This is a genomic window from Bifidobacterium sp. M0404, from assembly GCF_016101415.1.
GTDB classification, from domain to species: domain Bacteria; phylum Actinomycetota; class Actinomycetes; order Actinomycetales; family Bifidobacteriaceae; genus Bombiscardovia; species Bombiscardovia polysaccharolytica.
The window spans coordinates 21,979-47,561 of record NZ_JACFQP010000002.1 but is presented as its reverse complement, the minus strand read 5'-3'; the positions used below and the strand labels follow the sequence as shown (position 1 = coordinate 47,561).

The window sequence follows — 25,583 nt, the reverse complement described above, 5'->3', positions numbered from 1 at the left end:
TTCCTACGGAGTTGATGCGCCTACTAGCATACCGTTACCCCACCTGCACATTACCTTACGTAAAGTTGGAGTATGATTACGCCCGCAGACATGGCGCGCATGCTTGCACATAGCGCCAACTCTGCGGACACCCATGCCCGCGGCCAGCAGAGGCGGGACCATCTTGTGGAAACCGTAAGCGAACGTCTGGATCCGCAGGTCCGCGAGCACATACAGGCAGAGGATGACGCTCCCACGCCTGCCCTCATGCCCCGGCATAAGCAGGCACCAGGACCTTCGACCTTTGCCTCCCTGGATGCCCAGGAACTGCCCGTGGTGCGCGAGTATTCGGCGGGCGGACTGATCTTCGACCGGCATGACCGGGTGGCCATCATCGCCCGGCACTCCCGCTCAGGCCACCTGGAATGGTGCCTGCCCAAGGGCCATATCGAGAAGGGGGAAACACCCGAGCAGACGGCGGTGCGCGAGGTTCACGAAGAGACTGGGATACTGGGCCGGGTAACCGATTCCATCGCCACCATCGACTACTGGTTCACCGGAACCAACCAACGGGTCCACAAGTTGGTCCATCATTTCGTCCTGCGGATGATCGGCGGCTCCCTGAGTGTGGAAGGCGACCCCGATCATGAGGCCGAAGATGCCATCTGGGTGGACTTCTCCGATCTGACCTCGGTGCTCAGTTACCCCAATGAGCGTAAAATAGCCTGGCTCTACGCGAGGAAGTACAAAAAACAGCCATGATCCAGACCCCCCTGCGCCCGAGCGGGCGCACCAGCCAGCACACTCATGCCTTCAATCGGTGGACCCGGTGGGCTCGAATCCTGCTAACGATCGTCCTTCTGCTGACCCTGGTGATGGCTCCTTGGCATCCGGCACCAGCCTTGGCTGCCACCAATCATCAGAGCTCTGCCGAGGTGGCCCTGCGCTGGTCGACGCCAGTGGTGACCGACAAGTCCGGCTACACTCTGCGCGCCGCGGTGACCAACACCGCCAACCAGCCCATGGAGAATGCCCATCTGAGCGTGTCCACCAGCGCCCTTTACTCCTTCAGCTCCCGGGCCGACATGCAGGCCTGGTCCGAAGGCCACGCTCGCATCCCCACACCGGACGTGCTGGGTACGCAGACCGTACCGACAATCCCGGCAGGGCAGAGCGTCGAGATTGCAGTCAACGTGCCGGCTGATCAAGACGCGATCAAGAAGATGACCAGCTGGGGGCCCAAACCTGTCCGGCTCTCCCTGAGCGACGATCAGGACCAGGTCCTGGGCGACGTGTTCACCTTTCTGACCCGGACCTGGGATGGCCTGCCTACCGCAGGCACCCCCGCCCTGGCCCTGACCATGGTCATGCCGCTGACCTCCTCGGACTGGAACATTGACGACAAGGCCATGACGGCGCTGATGACCCAGTCAGGTTCGGGCAACGATAAAAACCGGAGCGTGACACTGACCCGCCAAGGGGCCCGCCGCCAGGGGGATCAGAGCCAGCTACTGGCCAAGCACGGGTCCCTGCAGGCCCTGGGCGATCCGGTCTATCTGTCCGCCTTCGCCAATCGTCCCCAGATCCAGGGGCTGATTCAGCCGGCCGACTTCGACATCACCGGGTATGCCTCCCAGAATCAGGACCGCTATGCCCAGGCTGGGGTCACGCCCGGATCCTGGAGCGCCAAGACCTCGGCCAAACTCTATGCCGACAGCGCGCCTGACACATACGCCTGGCAGGGCAGACAGGAGTGGACCGTGGAGTCCATCACCGCCGCCCGCCGTGCCGGCTATCAGACGGTCATCGCCCCCCAGGGCTTCGAAGTCGACGCCGGCACCTCCGCCCACACGGGCAAGTACACCATCGAAACCAAAGCCGGAAAGGTAACCGTCCTGTCGGCACAGCGCGAGCTCAGCAACCTGGCCAGGGGCCACCCCAGCTCCACACGTGCCACCGGGGAGCAGACCCAGGCCGGGCAGACGGCCCGCTTCATAGCCCAGAGCGCCTTCTATCAGATGGAACAGCCCTACGCCGAACGTTCCCTTCTGGTCTGCTTCGATACCGATGAAGACACCCAGCAGGCGGACCAGATCATGACCGAATTGGAGCATGCCCCATGGATCAGCCTGAAGTCCATGGACAACCTGATGCAGGCACCCGACTTCACCGGCGGGTCGTCGGGTCTGCTCAAGGCCCTGGAGCTCGACAGCACCAAGGGCAGCGCCAAACATGGCGATGGACCGACAGGCACCCTGGACTCCCTGATCGCCAGCCGGGCTGAGATCGACCGGTTCGCTACCACCATCCTGGCTGACGGCAAGCAGGATTCCCAACCCACTGCCAGCGCCACGGCAGGCAAGACCGACAGCCAGGCCCTGGCCCGCCAGGATGCCGACACCACCGCCCGCCAGCCCAAGGATCCGCATCAATGGCTGAGCCAGCTGACCGCCGCCCACGACGACCTGGCTCTGAAGTCACTGGGCGGAACCGCAGCCGCCGCCGGTTTGGCCGATCAGGCCGAGGCCATGTCCCGCCGACTCCTGGATGGTGTCAGCATCACGCCCAGCGAATCTCTGAACGTAGTCAGCGAGACGGCTTCCATGCCAGTGACCGTCAGCAACAGCCATCCCTACCCTGTCCACGCCCGCATCAGCGCGCGAACCGACTCCATGGAGATCGTCACCTCGCGTATGGCGGAGGTGGTCATTCCCGCCCGATCAGAAGCCCAGGTGACCTTCAAGGTCAGAGTGGCAACAGCCGGCAGAGCCAATGTGGATATCGGTCTGCTGGATCGCCAGGGCCGACCCTTCGGCCAGGTGCGCCGGGCCCAGATCACCAGCAATCTACGGCTGAGCGACATGAGCGGCCTGATCATTATTGTCATCGCCGTGCTTCTGGGACTTCTGGGGCTCTGGCGGCAGTTCCACCGTACGAAGGACCCGGACGAATGAGTTCCGTAGGGCGCAATTCCGCCATCATGGCCACGGGCACCGCGGCCTCCCGTGTGACCGGGCAGATCCGCACCATCCTGCTGGCAGCCGCCATAGGCACCACCGGAATCGCGGCTGACGCCTACCAGACCGGCGCCATGATTCCTCAGGTCATGTTCACCCTGATCTCGGGCGGCATCTTCAACGCCGTACTGGTCCCGCAGATCGTACGCACCCTCAAGGAGCGGGATGCAGCAGACCGGCTGAACAAGCTGATCACGGTCGCCATGGTCCTCCTGGCCCTGTTGACCCTGCTGCTGATGCTGGGCACCCCGGTACTGACCACCATCTATCTGAACTCCAAGTGGAACCCGGCCCAGCGTGCCCTGGCCAACTCCTTCACCCTCTGGTGCATGCCGCAAGTGTTCTTCTATGGGCTCTACACGGTCCTGGGTCAGATCCTGGCCGCCAAAGGCCGGTTCACTGCATACGCCTGGAGCTCAGTGGGCGCCAACGTTATCAGCTGCCTGGGCTTCCTGGTCTTCATCTTCCTGTTCGGCAACGCCCGCAATCAGCCGGTCGGCTTCTGGGACGACGGTAAGGTGGCCTTGACCGCTGGAGCCTGGACCCTGGGCGTGGCCTTCCAGGCACTGGTCCTCTTCATCCCCCTGATCATGAGCGGCTTCCGCTATCGCCCTCGCTGGGGTCTGCGTGGAATAGGCCTGCGATCCATGGGGTCGGTAGCGGCATGGAGCATGTGCGTGGTCATAGTCGACCAGCTGGCCAACGTGGTCAATGCCCGCATCAACAACGGCGCGCCCCTTGAAGGCAACCCGTTTGACATCGCTGGCAACGGCTCCTATCAGAACGCCTACACCATCTTTATCCTGCCCTATTCCCTGGTAGCCGTCTCGGTCAGCACGGCCCTCTTTCCCAAGCTGTCCAAAGCGGTTTCGGACGGTCGCATCGGGGATGCCCGCAATGATCTGAGCCAAGCCCTGCGCAACGTCGGACTGGTCATGTTCTTCTTCGCCGCAGTCCTGTTGGCAATTCCAGTGCCCATCACACGAGCCCTGCTGCCCTCGGTAAGCGTCCATGAGTCTGTCCTTATCTCGGGACCGCTGATAACCCTGTCCCTGGGGCTGGTCCCCTCAAGCGCCTTCCTGCTCATTCAGCGCACCTTCTACGCCTTTGAGGATGGGCGGCATCCTTTCATCTTCGCAGCCGTCTCCAACAGCATCCAGGTAGCACTGGTTCTGGTATCCATACGCTTGTTCCCTCCCCGCTACTGGGCAGCGCTGGTAGGTCTGAGCCTGTCCCTGAGCAGCATCCTCAGCTTCCCTGCCCTGACTCACATGCTGCGCAGCCCCTTCCAGGGGAATCTGGACGAGCGGCGGATTCTGACCACTTACGCCAAGGCTTTCCTGGCTGCGGGATTGGCCCTGGCAGCCGCCCTGACAGTCAAAACCCCGGTGACCCATCTCGTCGGCGCCTGGATTCAGGGCCGACAGGGCCACATGAGCTGGGTGCAGGCACTCTTCATCTGCGTGGTCATCACCCTGCTGACGGCGGTCATCTATGTCGTGACCCTGGTAGCCCTGCGCACTGAGGAATTCACCCAACTCCTGATCGACCTGGCCCGTCGACTGGGCAGGACAGCCCGGCACCCCGTCCGCAGCATGGACGCTCTGCAGGGACGACCCTCCCGGCTGGCCGACCGCTCAGTCAGGGTGGTGCACTCCTCCTCCCCTGACTCCGCTCTGCCCGGCATGGACGCAGCACTGGAGAACTTCGAAGAGGCCCATGAGTCCGACGCTGATGGAGAATCCGCGATAGCCGGACCCCCACCGGCCCCTCCGACCCAGCAACCCGTTAGGATTGTACCTAGGAACAGCAAGGTCCACCACGGTGTCGCCGACTACAGGCGACGCCCCACTTCTGATGAGAGCTCGGCAACCATGAACGCGCATATCGGAGACACCATCCTCGGCAGATATACCCTGGTCACCCTGCTCCGCCGCGCGAACGGTCTGAGCGCCTGGCGGGCCAAGGACAAGGTCCTGGAAAGGGACTGCCAGCTCTTTATCGCCGGGGATTCCACCTGCATGGACCGGATCAACGTCAACGCCTCCAGCCTGGCGCTGAACAAGGACCGCCGCTTCACCCCGGTCTACCAGCTGCACACTCGTGACAAGGTCTCCCTGATCGTCACCGCCCCCGATGCCGGCATGTCCTTGAGGGACTACATGCACGGACCCGCTGGGGGAACGCTCAGCGACCGGGCCATCGGCACCATCATGGGAGAGGTCACCGAGGCCATGCGCACCCTGCATGCCGCCGGCATGGTCGACTATGCGGTCTCCACGAGCACCATCAGGCTGGCACCAGCCTCGATCACCCTGGCCGATGCACCTATATCGCCCATGCTCGAGCACCCGTCGGTCTCGACTGAGATGGGACTGACGGACGAGGAGTATGCCATACACGAGCTGGCCGGCGTGCTCTATGCCATGCTGACCAGACGGGCTAATCAGGACGGACGACAGCCTAGTCTGCAGGAGCTGCCCCAGCAGACCCCGGAAGAGTTCAAAATCATCTGCATGCGCGGGCTGGGCCTGGCTAATGAGCAGGGAGCCGTGCCGGTTCCGCTGGTCACATTGGCAGAGCTCTCGGCCCTGCTCAGCCCCTGGGTCCCGCCAGAGGAGCTGACCGACAGCGATCTGATTTGGCCTGAGATGGACGGCCGTGCCTCCATCGAAGCCGTGGCCCTGCGCCCGGTGGATCCCAAGAATGTACTCCCGCTTCCCGCGGGGCTGACCTCCTCGGCCCTGCCTGCCGCGCAGACCGTATCTCACCATGAGCCGCACTGGAAGACCAACCAACTGCTCTTTCCCGGTCGCAGCGAGATTGAAATGCTCAATCCAGAGGATACGGATACCGACCTCTTCTCGCTCTTTGACGAGCGCCAGCGGCTGCGCTCGCTGAACAGCTCCTCCCGCAAGACCGCAGCCATGGATGTGAGCGCACTCAGGGCGACGGCAACCAGACCCACAGCCATGAATGAGGAAGAGTCCAAAGCTGTGACCGGACGGGTGCCGACCGTCAAAAGTGATCAGCGTAAGCCCTCCGAGACTCTCAGCGGCAACGGCGTGACTGCCGACAATCCCGTGGAGCGAGGCTTCTCCCAGTGGGACTTCCACAAGTCCGGCAACAGCCAAGCCAAGGCAACCTCCAACCTGAGCGCCCCACAGGGCAACGTCGATTCGCGTGCGCGCCAAGCAGGAGCTGCGGCTGCCGAGCCTATTGTCGCAGGAGAATCTGCAGCCCGGAATGCACACTCCCCTTCCGCTGCTGCTTCTGACAAGTCCAAGGCACCCAGCCAAGCGCCCAGCCAAGCGAACCGGTCCTTTAAGAACCACGATTTCGATGAGGAGGAGCAGGAAACCACAGTTATGGAGCCGCTGCCCCCCAGCTTCACGCCTGAAATCCACTCCATGCCCGCTCCGGTGACTTACTCGGTTCTTCCCGACGATGAGCAGGATAATGATCTGGACGATGAGGCCGATATGGCTAACACCCGCCTGTTCGGCCGCTTCACGACTCGCTCAGTGGTTATTGCCATAGCGGCGGTAATCGTTGTGGTGGCCCTGGTCTGGGCCCTCTCGACCATTACCGGGTCCCGATCCAGAGTCGGCAAAAGTGAGGGCGGCTGGCCGGTCATGTCCAACGTGCCCTTCCCAGGCAAGACCAATGAGAGTGAAGAAGCAACCCCCTCCAGCAATGACAACGGCGATGACCAGGCTCAGGCCGGCAATGCCAGGAACGACAAAGTCAGCCACGCTGACAAGAAGGCAGGCAAGGTTCCCGATCCGCCCAAGCCCAAGAACACCACGGCCTATCCGATTAGCCGCCAGCTCTTCCTCAACAAACCCGCCGGCCTGCAAGGCTATGGGTGGTATATGCATCTGACTCAGCCGGAAGAGGTCTCTCGCCTGACCATCGTCGCGCCTCAGAGCGGTGGCCATGCCCAGATCTATGCGAATTCCACGGCGGCTCAGCCCAACCAAGGACAGCCGCTGGCCGACTTTAGCTTCGATGCCTCGGGAACCACCCAGGTCACCCTGCGAGAACCGGTGACGACTCAGGACCTGGTCGTCTGGGTCCCCATGGATGGCATGCCAGGAAACACCCTGCGCTTCACTTCCGTTCAGGCTTTCTGAGCATGACTATGGGTCGACGGCAACAAATGCGAATCATCCCGACGTTGACCCACAGACCACTCGTCGACCGCAATTGCCTGCAAGTCCCATGGACCCAATCAGCCAGACATGACTGCCTACCGATCCTTATGCCGATACTATGGGTGTACCGAAATGGTAATGTGTTGGATTTTTCCTCCTACATAGCGCCCACAGGTAATACAGTTTCCTTAGACAACGGCGGCAGGAAGGCGGAAGTCAGTTATGGCGGATGATCCCAATATCGCGTCCAAGGTCATCAAGAACGATCCTTGGTATAGCTCCTATGCAACACGAGCCGAGCAGATGCGCGCCTCCGAGATTCGCGCCCTCTTCGCCGTGGCCAATCGGCCCGAGGTGGTCTCCCTGGCCGGCGGCATGCCCTACCTGGGCCGGATGCCTTTCGATAAGTTGGCCGATCAGCTTGGCGACATGCTACGGAGCAAGGGCCAGGTGGCCTGGCAGTATGGGTCAGCACAGGGCGATCCCCATCTGCGCGAAGACGTGCTGCCCATTATGGAGCTGGAAGGCATCAAGGACGTCCAGCCGGATGATGTGGTTATCGTCAACGGTTCCCAGTCGGGACTGGACCTGATTACCAGGATCATGTGCGACCCCGGCGATGTGGTACTGGCTGAGGCACCCAACTATGTAGGTGCATTGGGCGTCTTCCAATCTTTCCAGGTCGATGTGGTCAATGTGGCCATGGACGGAGACGGACTGATTCCCGAGGCTCTGGAGGAGACCATTTTGGAGCAGCGCCGCCAGGGCAAGGCGGTCAAGTTCCTCTACACTGTGCCCAACTTCCATAACCCTGCCGGCGCCACCATGAGCGTCGAGCGGCGTCCCCGAGTCATCGAGATCGCCCGAAAGTACCATGTGCTCATCGTGGAGGACAATCCTTATGGACTGCTGGCCTTCAACGGCCAAACTTATCCGGCCCTGCGCTCTTACGACTCCGAGGGCATTGTTTACCTGAGCAGCTTCTCCAAGATCATCGCTCCGGGCATGCGAGTGGCCTGGATGGTCGCTCCTCCTGGCATCCGACAGAAGCTGGTTCTGGCCAATGAGTCAGCCATCCTTTGTCCTTCCAACATGAGTCAGATGACCATCACCACCTATCTGGACAACTTCGACTGGAAATCGCAGATCAACGATTACCGGGGGATGTACAAGGAACGTTGCGATGCCATGGACGAGGCTTTGAAGGAATACCTGCCCTACTGTTCATGGCTCAAGCCCAAGGGCGGCTTCTACATCTGGCTGAAGATACCCCAGGGGCTCAACGCCAAGGAGATGCTGCCCAGGGCAATCACCGCCAAGGTGGCTTACGTGTCGGGCACAGCCTTCTACGATAACGGGGAGGGGGCTGACCATATGCGCCTGTCCTTCTGTTACCCCACTCCCGATCGGATCCGAGAGGGAATACGCAGACTGTCCACAGTCATCGAGAATGAACTCGCCACCGTCCGGCTGTTCGAGCCCGACAGCGGCAAGGAAAGGGGCTGAATTATGGCGGCCAAGCACAGCAAGACACCACGGCAGCAGACCGGCGGCAAAACCCCAGCAGTCGGAAAGGCCAAGACAACCGCGAGCGCAACGACGACCACAGCCGCCAGCCCGGCCAACACTGCGTCCACGGCTACTGGCGAAGTGGTCAAAAGAGCCAGGCGAACCTCGCATCGCTCCATCCGCGAGGCCACGCCGGTCACCATGGACGATGTGCTCTCTCTGGCGAGCAAGGCCACCAAGCGTGCTGATAAGTCACTCCTGGTTATCTGCGGCGGCCTCAGCCATGAGCGCGATGTCTCCATCAGTTCAGGGCATCGAGTCCAAGGATTCCTGGAGGAGGCCGGATGGACGGTCTACGTCCACGACATGGACGGCTCGCTCCTGCCCTATCTGACCGACGAGTCGACCCGTCCTGATCTGGTCTGGCCTCTGCTGCACGGCGCCAACGGCGAAGACGGCTCCATCCGTGATGTCTTGGAGATGGCTGAATTGCCTTACATCGGATCCCGGGCCAAGGCCTCCCGGACTGCCTGGAGCAAACCCATCGCCAAGAATGTTGTCCGCATGGCCGGATTGCAGACGCCACATTCCGTGACGCTACCCGAATCCATGTTCCGGGAGCTGGGAGTCGAACCCGTTATCGACATGCTTCTAGGTTCGCTGGGACTCCCGCTCTTCATCAAGCCCACCATGGGCGGCTCAGCCATGGGTTGCACCATGGTAACTGAACAGAGTCAGCTCACTCAGGCGTTGATCAACTGCTTCGCCTACGGTGATGTGGCCCTAATCGAACAGGCTGTAACGGGCACTGAAGTCTCCGTCTCTATCCTCGAGTTTGACGGACACCCCCTGGTTCTGCCTCCGCTCGAAATCTGGACTCCCTCAGGTACCTACGACTTCGAAGCTCGTTCCACCCCCGGCCCGACGGAGTTTTATGTTCCGGCCCGACTGGATGCCAAAACCACACAGGCTGTGAGCGATGCTGCATTGACCGCCCATCGAGCCTTGGGACTCCGCGATATCTCACGCACCGACTTCATCGTCGATGCCCAGGGTCAGCCGCAATTCCTGGAGTCCAACGTGGCGCCGGGCATGACGGACACCTCGCTTTTGCCGCAATCAGCCCTGGCTGCAGGTTACAACCTGCCAGAGCTATACACTGCATTGGTTCAATCGGTTTTGGATCAAAAACGAACCGACTGAAACCTCAAAGCCTGCCTGGTTCTGCCTACCATTCGGCAAGCACGAGTGGAGTCCGCATGATGCATGGCGTGCAAGTTGCGCAATATGCATCATGCGGACTTGCAATATACGTAGTCTGCAAACACAGCCAGAGCAAATAGTGGGTAAGACGAGCACGCTACACACAGCGCGAACTAACAGTTTGTAATCATTAAACTCGATGCTCTGTTCTGCGTTCATTATTCTCATCATCATTCTTCTCTGGCGCCAAATACCTATTATTCACCATTTACCATTCATCTTCAGTTATTTCCTCTCCCCCTATTTGCTAATCTCGACTCCCAGTTTCTCCTTTGCTCTCCTCCCCCTCCCCTACTGTTCCGCCAAAGCCAGCATTCGAACCAACATTGAAACCAACATTGAAGCCAACTTCGATTGAAGGATTTGTTTAATCAGGTCCCTGTTTTTATATTGTCGGCTTATGTTGACTCGCAGAAGAGATGCAATCTAATAAATGGCCGATGTCAGAATGGCTAGTCACTCTCCAAGATTCAACTCACAATAGACGGCTGACTCGCTCCACATCCATGCATGCAATCGTGGTCGGTATCGAATGTTTCACGTGAAACATTCTGTGGTGATCAACTTACTTCGTCGACTCCTGCGAGAGTCCCACACGATACAACACCTATGACCGGCTGCGAATGTTGCCCGTTAAAAGTGCGAGTCTAATAAAGATATGAGTCAGATAACAATGAAGACAACCTTCATATGGTTGCAAAGCTACAGGGTCTAGATCAGTCAACACAAGATGGTTTTACCCAAGATGTTTATCAAGCAGACTTGATTACATACAGTTGTAGGCATCACTGCTTTTCCATCTTCGAAAAGCGAGCTATCGCTACTATGCCATCAAGAACCTCGAACGAGAACTGAGTCCGCGCCGGTAAATCGCAATGCCGTCACCGGCATTGCTGCATCTATTCATTTACCTCGATTCGTTGGTCCTCATCGCTGCGAACACGATCTTCCTATCCGAATTCATCGATCGAGTCATATCGCTTATGACCGGCTCGCTCCCCCGCGGCCGTCCTAAGCCCATTAAAAGCCAATAGATACCTTGCAAATCAGTGGATACATATGTACAGGCGCAGCCGTCCTTATTAAAAGACCATACTTTCGTAAGACCGAACAGACAATTGAAACCGTACCCACCGAGATTGAATCGTCTACGACCCAGCTAGCTAGATATTCCCTACTTGTCTCTTTTGCTTTCCTTGTTCTTGTCCGATGCGTGCGAAGAACTTTCAACAGGTTCTTCTTGAGTTGATGATGAATATCGTTCGCTACTCCTAGCAGTCGTATCTTCATCGGCCCCAAGGTTTTTGTCTGTTGTCAGAGAATCAGCATCCAACTCGTCGTCATTGTCATCAGGCCTTGGTGGGTTCCAAAAACGCCAGCTATGCCAGCTGTCATCCTCGCTCTTATTATCTGTTTGATGGCTGGGATGCTCCCGCAGCAAACGATCAACTCGGAGCATAAACCAGATCAGCACCAGAATCGTCCCAAGATTGGTTAGGATGGCGACTATCACAGTTTTCTCCATGATTCAAGAATAGCCTGACGGTGTCAGGACCGAGCTTACTGTGAGATAACAAGCGCCCTTTTCGCCCACCGCATGTGACTCGGTCATCCTGAATGGATACAGTAGCGTTATGAAGCAAACTGTTCATGATGCGATTGTTATAGGGTCCGGACCCGCAGGTTACACCGCCGCCATCTATCTTGGCCGGGCTGGATATGCTCCACTCGTTATTGCAGGAGCCCTAACGCCCGGCGGACAGCTTATGAACACGACGGAAGTAGAGAACTTCCCTGGATTCCCCAAAGCAGTACTCGGCCCCGATCTGATGGATCAGATGCGCGATCAGGCCGAACATTTTGGTGCTCAAATTGAATATGATGATGTTGTCTCAGTTGACTTGAGCGGAGACGTCAAGCGGATTACCACCGATGGCGGCGAGGAATATCAAGCTCGAGCCGTCGTCATCACCACTGGCTCGCAATATCGTAAATTGGAAATTCCTGGCGAGCGCGAGTTTTCAGGACGAGGGGTATCCTACTGCGCCACATGCGATGGCTTCTTCTTCAAGGACAAGCCCATTGTAGTCGTTGGTGGAGGCGACTCTGCCATGGGTGACGCGGACTTCCTGACCCGCTTTGGTTCTTCTGTCACACTGATCCACCGTCGCCAAGGCTTCCGTGCTTCAAAAATCATGGTGGACCGTGCCAAGGCCAATGACAAGATCAACTTCCTTCTTGATTCGGTCGTTACACGGATCAACGGCGACGATAGCGGCGTAACCTCTTTGGACGTCCGCAATACAGCCACTGACCAGCAATCCACTATTCCAGCTAATGGTGTCTTTGTCGCCATTGGATTCACCCCTCAGACTGCTTTCCTTAATGGCCAAGTTGATCTGGATCAGGACGGCTATATCCTGGTCGAAGGTGGGTCAACGAAGACTTCTGCACCTGGAGTCTTTGCCGCTGGTGATGTCACCGACAAGATCTATCGTCAGGCCATCTCTGCGGCCGGCATGGGTTGTCGTGCTGCTTTAGATGCTCAGGAATATCTTACGAGTTTGGATAACCGATAGAACTCGATATGCACCCCCACAAACATGAATTCACGTGCCTGGCAGTTTACGATTGCCAGGTACTTCGTTTATCGATTATGCGCAGCTGCCTACTTAGTTTGCTTTTATTTCTCCATTGACTGCCAGCGGACACCCTACTCAACAAGAACATTTCCTACCCTACAGCTTCTTAAATCATCCTCTGCTGACGCAAGTTACTTCCCACTGACGCAACTTTCCACAACAGAGCCCCCTCCCCTCTAACGCACAACTAGAATTCCCAAAGTTACGCTGCATGAATTTGTCACCCCACCTCAATGACTAAGACCAACTTCAGTGAAAAGTCGCACAAAAGCGAGGGCTTATTACCTACCAAATGACAAACACAAAAACAGAAGTTCCATCATGGCCGACTAAGTGGCCTGTCACCAACGACTAACTGGATATCTTACGATTGAATATACCTATCACACTACTGACAACTATGAAGGCGAGAGACCAATCTAACCAGACACAGCTGCCCGACAAAATGACCTGGGTGACCAGGCTGTAGCGATTCGCGATCCAACTCTTTGCCGGCCGACTGTTTGTCAGCTCCATGCTATTTATCAAACTTTTCCGCACAGATATATCTGGTCAGTGAATCGGACATACCTAGGACGCCCAATCATTCTGACTTTCCCAATCATTCTGGCCTTAAGGTAATTTCAGCGATTGCTCATCAGCTCATACCAAACTCGATCGGGCTATGAAGCAATCGCTCACTTAACAGCAAGGTTCGGATGAGCAAACCCTGAAGTCTCACTTCCAGAATGGGATCAAACCCAGCCTTTATCGCCAGAATGACTGTCATTACTTGCAGATTGATTCTTTTCCAAAAGAATGGCAACAATGCGGTCCATGTCTTCAGGCGAAGAAAACACGATTTCTATCTTCCCGTGCTTTTTAGTGCCCTTGATAGCCACCTTGGTATCAAAGTGGCTTTCCAGATCCTGGCGCACAGGACTATCAGCCCAGGCGTTTACCCTAGGCTTCTTTGCTTTCTTCTTCGCCTGTCCAGTCTGCAAGGCGACAAGTTCCTCAGTAGATCTTACCGACAGACCTTCAGCAATGATCTTGTCTGCCAGAGTAGTCATAGACTTTTCATCCGGCAAAGTAAGCAAGGCGCGAGCATGCCCAGCTGACAACACACCTGAGCTTACTTTTTTCTGCACACTAGGGGGCAATTTTAACAAGCGAAGTGTGTTCGTGATCTGAGGCCTGGACTTAGAGATTGACTTAGACAAACCGTCCTGAGTCAAGCCGAACTCATCAATCATTTGCTGATAAGCGGCTGCTTCTTCCAACGGATTAAGAGCCACTCTATGGAGATTCTCGAGCAAAGCATCACGCAACATGGTGTCGTCGCTCGTTGTTTTCACAATTGCAGGTATGGTATCCAGGCCAGCCAATCGTGTAGCACGCCAACGACGCTCACCCATTATGATTTCATAATGGGTTGTTTGCTGTAGACCCGCTTCCCTCTGATTTGAAAGCGGACTCGATTGTTCCTCACCGGTCTTAGCGCCAATTGCTCCGGATTTGCTTTCCGCGCCGCCAACTGAGGTTGTCTTATTCTTGGTTGTTCCTGGACGGTCTATAAGAGTTGATCTTCGCACCACTATGGGCTGCAATACGCCAACTTCTTTGATGGAGCGTGAAAGCTCCAACAGTTCGTCTTCATCGAAGATTTGTCGCGGTTGCTGAGCATTGGGCCTAATATCGTCCACACGCACTTCAGCCAAGTACCCGCCTTGGACGGGTTTCAGCTCCTCTTGGCTATTGCTCTCCGTCTTATTCGGCTCAGCAGCATTGCCAACAATAGGTGCACGGTTGACGCTTTGCTGAGTCTCTTTTGTCCGATGATCGACAGCCTTACTCGATCCCATCATCGGCAATGTTTCACGTGAAACATTTGTCGTCGTAGGACCAAAGAATAGATCACTTGGGTGTTCCAGGCTGCTGATGGACGGAACTGACCGACGCTTGGTAGTTCTCTTCGAAGTGGATGTTTCACGTGAAACATCCTCCTTAAGAGACTCGGAAATGCTGACACGCTTTTGTCCCCTGTTGGAACGTTTACGACCGCTCCCAGAAGACTTTGCCGAAGCCGCTAGTTGAGTGCTTGTACTCCCCAAATGCGTAGTACTGCGTTCTCTTTTAGCTCCGTCTTCTTCTGAGGCATCTATATCTTTGCGAAGTCGTCCGTCCGATTCAGCACCCAAGCCCTGAAGGGTGGGCTGCTTGTTGCCGGAATTCGGTACTTTGTTATCTTGCTGACGGCCTTTGTCAGCATTTGTTTCGTCATCTTCACCTGGCAGGGCGGGGAATAGAGCCCCCAAGCCCTTGCCTAACCGTGAACGGCTTGTCATGTCCTCACTCCCCCTGTCTTCTATTGGCGATATGTTCCAACACTTGCTCGGATCTCTGGGCGATTTCTAACGCCGCCTCTTCGTAAGCAATAGCGCCAGCCCCTTTAGGGTCATAGGTGACAACGCTTTGCCGGAAGCTGGGAGCCTCAGAGATTTTGACAGAACGCGGGATGGTCGTATTAAGCACTATCTCTGGATAATGCTCCTTGACTTGATCAAACACTTCTTTGCTGAGCAGCGTTCGCCTGTCATACATGGTCAACAACATGGTTGAGATTACGAGATAAGGATTATAGCTTTGCTGAACAAGTCCTATGGTATGCAGTAATTGTTGCAGTCCTTCAAGAGCATAGTATTCAGCTTGCACTGGGATCAATACCTCATTGACCGAACACATAGCATTCAGAACTAATAATCCGAGACTAGGAGGGCAATCAACGAGAACATAGTCATAATGCTGGTGGCAGATTTTAAGATAGTCGGCAACCGCTTTCTTCATGAGCTGATTGCGGTTGGGCATATCCGCAACTTCCAGCTCAGCACCACTGAGGTCAATAGAAGATGGGACAACCTCAAGGTTGGGGAATTGAGGGGATACTACCTTAACATCGTCAATCCCAAGACGACCCTCGAGCACGTCGTATGTTGACGGCGTCCCGGATTCATGAGCTACACCCAATGCAGTAGAAGCGTTGCCTTGTGGATCCATATCGATTACCAACACATGTTCGTCGAATTCAGCAAAAGCACATGCCAAATTTACAGTGGTCGTGGTTTTCCCTACCCCGCCTTTTTGATTTGCAACGGCAATGAAGCGCGTTTTTGAAGGGTGAGGAAATTCAGCCTGATGTAAGGCCTGATAGCGCGCAGAAAGATCTGCCATCTCCGCACCAGACACCGAACCAGTCCCCTCAGCGAATATTCTATTGAGAATATCCGTTGTCGACTCCATACCTGATGCGGTTGGCGTGGGCTTCTCACCGATATCCGGGGTATTCCCCGAAACGGGTTTCACCTTCTTCGATGCGGTCACGAACCTTCCTCCTTTTGATAACCATTCAATTTTCCCGTCCTAGTTGGACATGTCAGAACAGCTGAAAGTTATACACGGTCACTGTTCATAACTGTGGATAAGTGTGGATAGATCCAACGGAGCCACAGCGGCTGGCCCTTACCCAAGATTATTAGATTTGCCTTGTAATTATTGATAAGTCTGGCACTTCCCACCCCAGGCCAGCGTCTTCAAACGACGATGTGGATAATTCGAAGGTCTGGTCCGAATTGTGCATAACTTATTAGCAACAAATCTATAAATCTATTAACTCGTCGAACCAAGCAACATTATTCATGGTTATATTCAATGATCTTATCCATCTGTACGATAGCCGCTTTAAACACCGCTGTAATACCAAAATAAATCCTTCGGATGACAAGCCTTATACAAAAGTACAGCAAGAGGGAGGTTTCACGTGAAACATCTATACTTCCTGGGCAGTATTATTACCCCGTTAATTGTCGTCTAACGCAGTCGGCTAACTCAGTTTTGTCTTTTATTTGCAGAATCTATCCATCTACCTCCAATAACGGCTGCCGAATCAAGAAAACAGAACTAAATGCTAATTTTAAGTGGTGTTTTAGTGCTGTTAAACAAAAGACTTCATTATGTCTATGAAGACTCTAGTCTACTCCGCAAAATTATGATTGAAGGAGACGTAGCTAAGAAGCAAGACCTTTAACAACTTTTTCTAAAAAAGACACAGAAAATATTTCGATATCCTCTCGTCTGCGCTTTCATAAAGCTAATCCTGATTATTTCATTCTGCGTTAATTGTTTCACGTGAAACATTACGATCTATCTCTACATAGCGATCGTCCACCGGAAGCACACCCTCGAATATTGCTATATTCTAAGATGCCCTAAATGTAGTCGTTACTGATGGACGTTCTTGTAGAACATACTCATAACAGTGTGCTAAGTCATCTAGATGAGTTACAGCTGGAACAAATGAAGCCTAGTTTACTTGTTTTGGGGTTAAAAAAAGATCCTTTTCAATGTTTCACGTGAAACATTCTTTAGTGGACACATCTGAAGCCGGTGAACAGCTCTCTTATAGCTCGGTTCGGTTGTCCCCCAACTCCCACATCAGGGGGAATCTCGCCATTCCGGGTTATTTTAGAGACATAATCTGTGCTGTTTAATCGATAACTCATGTAATCTTCATGCATTTGCAAGAATCAGGATACCCCTATCGATATTTCTAAGGAAAGGGAGGAAACCGAACGGTTTAAAAAGCCGAGAAGATCGAGACAAAGGATAGACACAATAAACTGCCTGGGAGTAAGAGAAACACGTAAATAAGTACAGCAAGAGATGTATAACTTCGACTGTCGAGTAAGGGACGTAGGTAAACGCATAGATCCCCCAGCAACGAAAGTAGAACATCTCCCGAGACTCTTAATGCAACAATAGAAAGAGATGTCAGTATATCCAACTCAGATATAGGGCACCATACAATCATTCCAATACGACTTGGACGGCAACATCAGGATACAATGAAACCTCCTGCACAACAAACCCAAATAAGTACTTTGATGTGCATTACATTCAAAATATATAATATCTTGATTTTAAATAATCTAATTGTATATAGCAAGTTCTGACTGTTGTCTACGGCGTTGTTTAAAACTAAAGTATCAAAAATCCTTAGAATGTTTGAGGTGAAAGCATACACGAGTCAGACAATAAAAATCACAAGCGTGCTTGCTTTCCTCTTAATCTAATACTCCATTCACCTCGAATGAATATCGGCTAAGCCGCTGTCTAGAAAAGGCCTACTTAGATCCGATAGAGCTTAATCGATTATCTCTAATCAGGTATTCGATAAGACTCTGTGTTGAATACTGATAATTGATTATCTTACCTAGCCTATTCTTATCTTTAGATTGAGCAACATCTCAAGCATCAAAGTCATTAAATAAGGTCATATCAGTGTCGTACTTTAGTGTTTGTCCACAAGAACCACGTGGGTATCCTCAAGGCCTGGTGCGACTGGAGCTAGACAAACCCGTGGATTCTCTCCATGACATTTTTTTATCTCTCTGGCAGCCTTATCCAGCTCAGCTTGTGCCGAACGACCCTTAAGGGCAATAAGCTGACCTCTCGATCTTAAAAGCGGCAGGGTCCATCCGGCGAGCTTAGTCATGGGGGCTACAGCTCGGCACGTCACAACGTCAAAAGTCTGTGGAATTGAAAGATTGGATTGGACGTCTGCTAGACCTGCACCACCCGTAACCTCCGAAGAGTCATGGTCATTTACATCTTGTTGGCTGTCAGCATTCCTGGCTTCGGTCGAGGCTAAAGAGCCAACACGGCCGTATGCCGAAACAGACTGTTTCTCTATTCGACGACGACCATGACGGCGGCTTCGTGTACCTTTTTTGTTGTGCCGGATCGAAGCCTTAGAGGATTGCGGAACCAGATCCTCTGCACGCTTGCGAATCACAACAGCATTAGCCAGGTGCAACTCATCAACCACTTCCTGCAACCAGGTCACACGCCGCTCCATTGGCTCGACAAGAACAACACTGCACTGCGGAAGGCAGGCAGCCAGTACAATGCCTGGGAAGCCCCCACCAGAACCTATATCCGCCACCGTTGCCGTCCGGCTGTCAGTGCTCAATCGCTCTCGCACGAAAGGCACAATAGCCGCTGAATTGAGTATGTGCCGTTCCCAAATAATGTCTTCATCGCGAGGGCCAATGATGCCCCTCTCCACACCCTCGCGCAAGAGCTTGTCATGAAAGCGCTGCATGGGTACCAGAGCATCGCCGAGCACCTGCCTCAAGAGGGGACTATCGTTCAGCTCATCATCCACAACAGCCATTTCAACTCCTCACATTCACCTTCCACGCCCAGTCTGCCAAAGCCACAGACCATAACAGCGTCATATAGTCTCGTCGTATCCAGCAGGATTATTCACACTGCCAGAATCGAAAATAGCTGCATTTCTAAGACCGTTACCACCATATGATTTTCAAACGCAAAAGAGCAATCAGGATTAAGCAACATGGCAGACTAAGCACAACAGACTAAGCACAATCATGAGCCAGACAATACTACACACCTGCCAAATGGCACAGCGCTGGCAGATAGCACAACAAACCTCGACAGTATGACCGCACCAAACAGTGGACACATCCAAAAAGGCCGACGTCATGAACTCTTCATCAACGCATAGCCCTGTGAGGCTTAACAGTCACTCCCTATCAGCATCCGCAGGATCATCATCAGCCTCGTAGTCATCCGAATCGACGACCTGATCGGTTTCATCCACGTCCAGCGAGTCGTCATACCCGATTGGCTCGTCCTCAACATCGTCATGCAGGTCTTCGTCTTCGCTCTTGGCCTTCAGATAGACAGTGACGTACCGGTGGGGCTCCTCACCATGGGAACGTGACTTCAGCCCCTCCTCGCGGACCATGTCATGAACGATCTTGCGCTCAAAAGAGTTCATAGGCTTCATATTGACAGGGTCGCCAGTCTCACGAACCTCATCAATCACATCCAGGGCTTGCTCGCGAAGATGTTCGCGCTTGCGCCGCAGGAAGCCATCCACATCCACAATCAGATGGGAGCGCTCCCCTATCTTCTGCTGCACGGCCAAGCGTGTCAGCTGCTGAAGAGCATCGACCACCTCACCATCCTTACCGATCAGATGCTTGATATCCGTATCGTCGTCAGCCACAATCTGCACGGTCGGACGGTGGTTGCGCACCCCCATCTCGATATCGCCCTCGTAATCGACGATGTCCAGCAACCCCTCCAGATAGTCGGCGGCGACATCCGCCTCCTCATTGAGTTGCTCGATGGTCTTTCCCTGGTCCAGAGACTGAGACATCTATGCTCTCCTTACACGCGTTTACATCCGATTCATAACCTCAGGTCCACTGGATTCCTGGTCACCAATCGAGTGTCCAGTATTGAGGATACACGGACGTGATGATTGCAGATTACTCCAGTATTCGCCCGACCGAAAGCCGGGTCACCACGCTGGCCTCCACTGCCAGTAGCCGCATCAACGGCCGCGACGTTTGCGATGGGGTTGGGAACGCTGGTGGGAGATGTTCTTGTTGTTGCGGGCTTCCTCTTCCAACCTCTTGGCCTCCATCAGCTGCTCCTCCTCCAAAGAGGGCAGCCCCTGGCGCTTGCGGCGGGCATTCTCACGGCGGTGGTCACGCTCTTCCTTGCTCTCTGCGGCCGGCGAGCCAGGAGTGGGCATATGGCGCACCTGGAAGAGGGTTCGGCCCAGATTCCAAAGGTTGTTGGTCAGCCAGTAAATTAGCACTGCGAATGGGAAGTAGATGCCCGAGAAGATGTACATGACCGGGAAGATGAAGGCCATCATCTGCTGCATCTTGTACTGCTTTCCCTGCATGGCCGACCTCGGCATGTTCCGTCGAACATTATGGAACTGCGAGTAGAACATGGCCAAGCACATGAGCACGATGAAGACCACAATGACTATACGGCCCGCACCCTGGGCGGACATGAAGTTGTCCGAAATCCGCAGCCCGAAAAAGGTAGTCTCTTCGAATTCCCGCGCCACCTGTCGATTGAAGGCTCCCAGGGGTGCCCGCTTGCCCCGGGCGATGAAGGGCACAGCCGAAAGCACGTAGAACATGGTCATGAAGACCGGGCCCTGCACCAGTGCTGGCAGACAGGACCCCATGGGGTTGGCATGGTTGTCCTGATAGACCTTCATGGTCTCCCGGCTCATGGCCTCTCGGCTGGCCGGATCCTTCTTGTTGCGGTACTTGTTCTGGATCTTCATCAGCTTCGGCTGCAGAGCCTGCATCTTTTGCATGGATCGCAGCTGCTTGATGAAGAGCGGCAACACGCACAGGTTGACGATCAGCACCAGCATCACTACCGAGAGCGCCCAGGCCACGCCGGGACCCTTATGGAACCCGATCAGGGTCAGGAACTTGTGGCAATAGGTCATGATGTAGGTCATGAGCCACTCGATTGGGTACAGGATCTTGTAGAAGAAACCGTATATACCCGTATCGAAGGTGAAGGTGTCGTTGTTGTGTAACATTGTCAGGCCGTCTCCTTGTCTGAGGCCATGGGGGTCAGCCGGGCCTCCTCATGAGCCTTGGACCACGAGAACCGATAGAAGATGGAAAACCTTTGGGGCACGTCATCGATTCCGCCGTTGTTGAAGGGTGTGCAACGCAATAACCGCAGAATGGCCAGGATGGTTCCACGCAAGGCCCCGAACCGCTTCAAGGCGGTCAAAGCGTACTGGGAACAAGTCGGATAGTAACGGCACCTCGGCGGCGACAAGGGTGAGATGTGGCGCTGATACCAGCGGACTGCGCTCTGCAGAGCCCGGGAGGCCAGGCCGCTCATGCTCGGCATCCTTCACTGGTTTTCAGCTGTTGGACCGTTTGACGCTTGGATCCAGCGAACTGCGGACCTGACTGTCCCTGTGCATCAAGACCGCCGGCAGTCTTTCCGGACTTACGCATGAGGTCACGGAAGAGCCTATCCACTTGCTCCTCCAGCTGCTTGTAGGTGGCTGTGGCAGCGCTGGGTTTGGCGCGCATGACCAGATCACAGGAGGATGGCAGCAGGTCCTCCTTGAATCCCGCAAGTTGCCTGAATCTGCGCTTGACCTTGTTCCTGGTCACGGCCTTGCCCACATTTTTGGATACAGCGAGCCCCATGCGGCGTCTGCCTGCAGGCAGGATGTCATGCCGCCCTTCGTGCACAGCCGATGCCGTTGGCAGCAGGGTCGCCGTCCGATCAGGCCCAGGTATCAAATAATGTATGACCAGATCCCTGCTGCTGACCCGATGACGTCGCCTGAGCACCGCCGTGAACTCCCGGTGGCTCCTCAGCCGTTCCACCTTCTGAAAAAGGATCGGGATCCGACTCAGGCAGAGAGGGTCCGACGGCCCTTGGCCCGGCGGCGGTTGATCAGGGCACGACCGGAGCGGGTACGCATGCGAGCGCGGAATCCGTGCTTCATGTGACGACGGCGATTGTTGGGTTGGAATGTCCTCTTCATAATTCGTTGCTCCCGTGTGTAGACATACTCGAGTACGGCTCGTTATGAGTCAAGCTATATCACGGTACACATGAGCCGGGACGGAGTCAAACGAGCTTCCACCACCCAGCTGATTGGGACCGCTTCATGCCCTCCGCAAACCCTGTCATAGCAGGAAAAGGGCCTCCTCACTTATCCACAAATTACATCACTGTTATTCACATTCATCGCAGATACAACACGCTATCCTGTGGATAACCGCGCAAAGTCGGTGTAACAATGGGCTACTGTCGAATTTGAGAGAAGCAGAAAGACCGGGACAATCAGTCGTCAAGAAGAGAGGAGCACACTGATGGCGCAGGATCCGCTGGATGCCGCTGCCCAGGCCAAGAGAATCTGGGATTCGGTCCTGCAGGTGCTCCGCTATAGCAGTTCACTGACCTCTAGGGACAAGGGCTGGCTGGAGGACATCACCCCCGAAGCGGTTTTCGGCACCACCATCGTTTTGCGGGTCTCCTCCAAGGCAACTCAGGAGGCTGTGCAGGGACCGCTCAGCCAGCCCGTCTTAAATGCACTGCAGCTGGTCACCAATCAGGAAATGTTCCCGGCTATTAAAATCGTCTACCCGGAGCAGATGGCCAAGCAGAAGGCTGCCGACCAGCAGAACGACCACCGCGCATCCGCCATGGCCGGGTCCACCCCGGGCAGTGGCGAGTTCCGTCAAGTCCCCAGTCCTGCTCAGGATCCCTATGACGACTACCAGCGTCAGGTCGGCACCGACCGATCCCCCAGCTCAGAGGTCCACTCGGACTGGCGGACCGAGAATCCTGGAACATCCAAGTCCCCGATTGTCTCTGCTAATGACTTCCACGAGGGCACCTATGTGCCCATGACCTTGGATATGCAGGCCGAGTTATCCGAACCCTCCTCCGTGGTAAGGCCAACGGCAGGCGGTAATACCGATCTGCAGAGCGAGACAGAAAGAGCCGCATCCCGGCCCGCCTTCACCGTGCCCCGCTTCCCCATGAACCAGAACCGGGTGGAGCGCGACCCACAGACTCACCTGAACAAGAACGCCACCTTCGATACCTTCGTCCCGGGCGATTCCAACCGCTTTGCGCGGACCGTGGCCTTGGCCGTGGCCGAAGGATCAGGTCAGGATTTCAACCCCCTGTGTATTTACGGCAGCTCAGGCCTGGGCAAGACCCATCTGCTCAACGCCATCGGCAACTATGCCCTGGTCAAGGATCCCTCGCTCAAGGTCCGATACGTCAACTCGGAGGAATTCACCAACGAATTCATCGACGCCCTGCAGAACTCCACCCAGGGATCGGGTCAGATCGCAGAATTCAATCGCCGCTACCGGCAGGTGGATGTGCTCCTTATCGATGACATCCAATTTCTAGGGGGCAAGGAGGCCACCCTGGACCAGTTCTTCCACACCTTTAATGCCCTGCATGACGCCAACAAGCGCATCGTCATCGCCTCGGACGTGGCCCCCAAGAATCTGAAGGGCTTTGAATCGCGACTGATCTCGCGTTTCGATTCGGGTCTGACTGTGGACGTCAAGCCGCCAGATCGGGAGACACGGGTGGCCATCCTGAGAATGATGGCTTCCATGAACGGAGTCAGTATTCCCAACGAGGTTCTGGATCTGATCGCGGAACGCTTCACCGAAAACATCCGAGAGCTTGAGGGTGCTCTGACCCGTGTCACGGCCGTAGCCAGCCTCAATAATCAGCCGGTCACTACGGCCCTGGCCGAACAGACCCTGCAAGACTTCTTCTCTACGGACGTAGAAATCAAGCCCACTGACATCATCTCCCAAGTAGCCAAGTACTTCCATCTGACCTTCGACGATATCGTCGGCCGTACGCGCACCAAGAACATCGCCCTAGCCCGACAGATCGCCATGTATCTGGCCCGGGAAATGACCAGCATGTCCTTAGTCGACATCGGCGAGGTCTTTGGCGGTCGCGATCACACCACAGTCATGCACGCCTACACCCGTATCTCCAATGAGATGCAGGAAAAGCGAGAGATTTACAACTATGTCATGGAGCTCACGGTCCGGCTCAAGCAGCCTCAAAATTGATGCGACACGCAGACACTGTTGTGGATCGACAGAAAAAGATATCCACCTACTTATCCCCGGATGTGGGCAAACCTTGGGAATAACACACCGTTTTTCCGGGGATAAGTGGTGCATTTTCAGCGAATAACTGCGTCTCTTTTGTGGATAACCCAGCAAAAATGCATCCCTGTGGATAACTTGGCCTCTTATTCACATCGGTTTCACCGCTTATCCACATCGTCTGATTGAGATCTATCCACTTCGTTGCAAGGATTTGAGAACTTATCCACACCATCCACCGAGCTTATTACGATGACTCTATGTATATTTATGCAATAACCACCTTCACACTCAAGCACATCTGCTTGTTCCAACCACATCACCTGAGCCATTCGATAGAATGAATCCAGTTCATTCGTCAACAAGAAGGCTCCCATGAAAGTAGAAGTGAATTCATCCGCACTCTCGGATGCAGTGGCCTGGACCACCCGCATCATCCCTTCCCGACCAGCTTCGCCGATTCTGGCAGGCATCAGGATGGAAGCCTCTGATGGAACATTAAAGCTTTCCGCTTTCGATTACGAAGTTTCGGCAAGAAACCACATAGAAGCAGGCATCGATGAATCCGGAACAGCCTTGGTGCTAGGCAAACTGTTGGCAGACATCACCAAATCACTACCATCAGAGAAGACTTATCTGTCAACCGAGGGATCCAAGATGACCATCACCTCGGGCAAATCCACTTTTTCTCTGCAACTGATGCCTGACAGCGAGTATCCCGACCTCCCTGCCGTCCCTGAACCTATGGGCCAGGTGGATGCTGAGACCTTTATCCAGTCCATCTCCCAGTCCATCGTCGCTGTTTCCAGGGAAGAGAGCCGGCCGGTCCTGACCAGCGTCAAGACCGAGATCACTGGGGACAAGGTGGTCATGACCGCCACCGACCGTTTCAGATTGTCCCGTTCGAGCTTCACCTGGACTCCTCGTGATGCCGATTTTTCCACCTCCATGCTGATCCGCGGCTCCCTGCTGCGAGACATCGCCCGTTCTTTGGACGAGCACCAGAACGTGACCATGGATTACGAGGCTGACAACCCCACCATCATGGGCGTGGAAAACGCTGGCAAAATATCCACCACCCAGCTGATCGATGGGGAATTCCCGGCCGTGGATCGTCTCTTTTCGGACGAATACCCCATCCAGGCGGTCATCGCCCGGCAGGATCTGATCGATGCCATCAAGCGTGTAGCCCTGGTAGCCGAACGCAACGCCCCCATCCGTATGGTCTTCTCCGGCAACGAGGTGACCCTGAGTGCCGGCACGGCTGACGAAGCACAGGCACATGAGGTTCTGCAGGCGGATCTGGACGGGGAAGACATCACGGTGGCCTTCAATCCGAACTATCTGATTGACGGGCTGGGTGCCATCGCCGAGCCCTTTGTCCGCATCAAGATGACTTCGGCAGTCAAGGCTGTGGAATTCAACGGCCAGCAGGAGCAGGATTCCGAGGAGTCCATGGATTACCGTTACCTGCTGGTACCCATGCGTTTCAACAACTGACAT

At 55.0% G+C, this 25,583-nt stretch carries 16 protein-coding genes and 1 pseudogene; 8 read left to right on the top strand and 9 right to left on the bottom strand.

The window, feature by feature from the left end:
- The first annotated feature begins 99 nt into the window (after positions 1-99).
- The 5 genes from H3T93_RS04335 (at position 100) to H3T93_RS04315 (ending at position 9,865) form a co-directional block, all read left to right on the top strand.
- Complete coding sequence (locus H3T93_RS04335) at positions 100-741, top strand: NUDIX hydrolase (RefSeq protein ID WP_390895323.1); 642 nt, start codon at positions 100-102, stop codon at positions 739-741.
- Positions 738-2,933 (top strand): DUF6049 family protein, encoded by a 2,196-nt coding sequence (locus tag H3T93_RS04330; RefSeq protein ID WP_144177941.1) that lies wholly within the window; start codon positions 738-740, stop codon positions 2,931-2,933. The genes H3T93_RS04335 and H3T93_RS04330 overlap by 4 nt, the downstream gene beginning before the upstream one ends.
- Positions 2,930-7,132, top strand: a complete 4,203-nt coding sequence (locus H3T93_RS04325; RefSeq protein ID WP_144177943.1) for a murein biosynthesis integral membrane protein MurJ — start codon at positions 2,930-2,932, stop codon at positions 7,130-7,132. Before H3T93_RS04330 ends, H3T93_RS04325 begins: the two co-directional genes overlap by 4 nt.
- A 243-nt stretch (positions 7,133-7,375) precedes the next feature.
- A complete protein-coding gene (locus H3T93_RS04320; protein ID WP_046323564.1) occupies positions 7,376-8,659 on the top strand; it encodes an aminotransferase-like domain-containing protein in 1,284 nt (427 codons plus the stop codon).
- Between the two features lie 3 nt (positions 8,660-8,662).
- Positions 8,663-9,865: a D-alanine--D-alanine ligase family protein gene (locus H3T93_RS04315; RefSeq protein ID WP_144177945.1), complete on the top strand. Its 1,203-nt coding sequence runs from the start codon at positions 8,663-8,665 to the stop codon at positions 9,863-9,865.
- A gap of 1,234 nt (positions 9,866-11,099) precedes the next feature.
- Here H3T93_RS04315 and H3T93_RS04310 read toward each other — a convergent pair.
- A complete protein-coding gene (locus tag H3T93_RS04310; RefSeq protein ID WP_198214739.1) occupies positions 11,100-11,450 on the bottom strand; it encodes a hypothetical protein in 351 nt (116 codons plus the stop codon).
- A 109-nt stretch (positions 11,451-11,559) separates the two neighbouring features.
- On the opposite strand from H3T93_RS04310, the gene trxB reads away from it, so the two are divergent.
- Complete coding sequence (gene trxB, locus H3T93_RS04305; RefSeq protein WP_144177949.1) at positions 11,560-12,504, top strand: thioredoxin-disulfide reductase; 945 nt, start codon at positions 11,560-11,562, stop codon at positions 12,502-12,504.
- A gap of 797 nt (positions 12,505-13,301) precedes the next feature.
- Here the strand turns inward: trxB and H3T93_RS04300 are convergent.
- The 8 genes and pseudogenes from H3T93_RS04300 to rpmH form a co-directional block, all read right to left on the bottom strand.
- Positions 13,302-14,894 (bottom strand): ParB/RepB/Spo0J family partition protein, encoded by a 1,593-nt coding sequence (locus H3T93_RS04300; RefSeq protein WP_144177951.1) that lies wholly within the window; start codon positions 14,892-14,894, stop codon positions 13,302-13,304.
- 4 nt (positions 14,895-14,898) lie between these two features.
- Positions 14,899-15,846, bottom strand: coding sequence for a ParA family protein (locus H3T93_RS04295; protein ID WP_186363957.1), 948 nt, complete (start codon positions 15,844-15,846; stop codon positions 14,899-14,901).
- Between the two features lie 2,047 nt (positions 15,847-17,893).
- A complete protein-coding gene (locus tag H3T93_RS04290) occupies positions 17,894-18,778 on the bottom strand; it encodes a 16S rRNA (guanine(527)-N(7))-methyltransferase RsmG (protein ID WP_144177955.1) in 885 nt (294 codons plus the stop codon).
- Positions 18,779-19,150: 372 nt separating this feature from the next.
- On the bottom strand, positions 19,151-19,792 hold the full coding sequence (locus H3T93_RS04285; protein ID WP_144177957.1) for a Jag family protein: 642 nt from the start codon (positions 19,790-19,792) through the stop codon (positions 19,151-19,153).
- 177 nt (positions 19,793-19,969) lie between these two features.
- Positions 19,970-20,992: a membrane protein insertase YidC gene (gene yidC / locus H3T93_RS04280; RefSeq protein WP_110426017.1), complete on the bottom strand. Its 1,023-nt coding sequence runs from the start codon at positions 20,990-20,992 to the stop codon at positions 19,970-19,972.
- A gap of 2 nt (positions 20,993-20,994) precedes the next feature.
- Positions 20,995-21,306, bottom strand: coding sequence for a membrane protein insertion efficiency factor YidD (yidD, locus tag H3T93_RS04275; protein ID WP_110426018.1), 312 nt, complete (start codon positions 21,304-21,306; stop codon positions 20,995-20,997).
- Positions 21,307-21,413: 107 nt separating this feature from the next.
- Positions 21,414-21,806 (bottom strand): annotated as a pseudogene (gene rnpA, locus H3T93_RS04270) (ribonuclease P protein component); the annotation flags it as partial.
- A gap of 26 nt (positions 21,807-21,832) precedes the next feature.
- Positions 21,833-21,967, bottom strand: coding sequence for a 50S ribosomal protein L34 (gene rpmH / locus H3T93_RS04265; protein ID WP_015022700.1), 135 nt, complete (start codon positions 21,965-21,967; stop codon positions 21,833-21,835).
- Positions 21,968-22,298: 331 nt separating this feature from the next.
- Between rpmH and dnaA the strand changes: the two genes are divergently transcribed.
- Both dnaA and dnaN read left to right on the top strand, forming a co-directional pair.
- Positions 22,299-24,041 (top strand): chromosomal replication initiator protein DnaA, encoded by a 1,743-nt coding sequence (gene dnaA / locus H3T93_RS04260; protein WP_144177961.1) that lies wholly within the window; start codon positions 22,299-22,301, stop codon positions 24,039-24,041.
- 414 nt (positions 24,042-24,455) lie between these two features.
- Entirely contained in the window at positions 24,456-25,580 is a 1,125-nt protein-coding gene (gene dnaN / locus H3T93_RS04255; RefSeq protein WP_110412227.1) for a DNA polymerase III subunit beta, read from the top strand.
- Positions 25,581-25,583 lie beyond the last annotated feature (3 nt).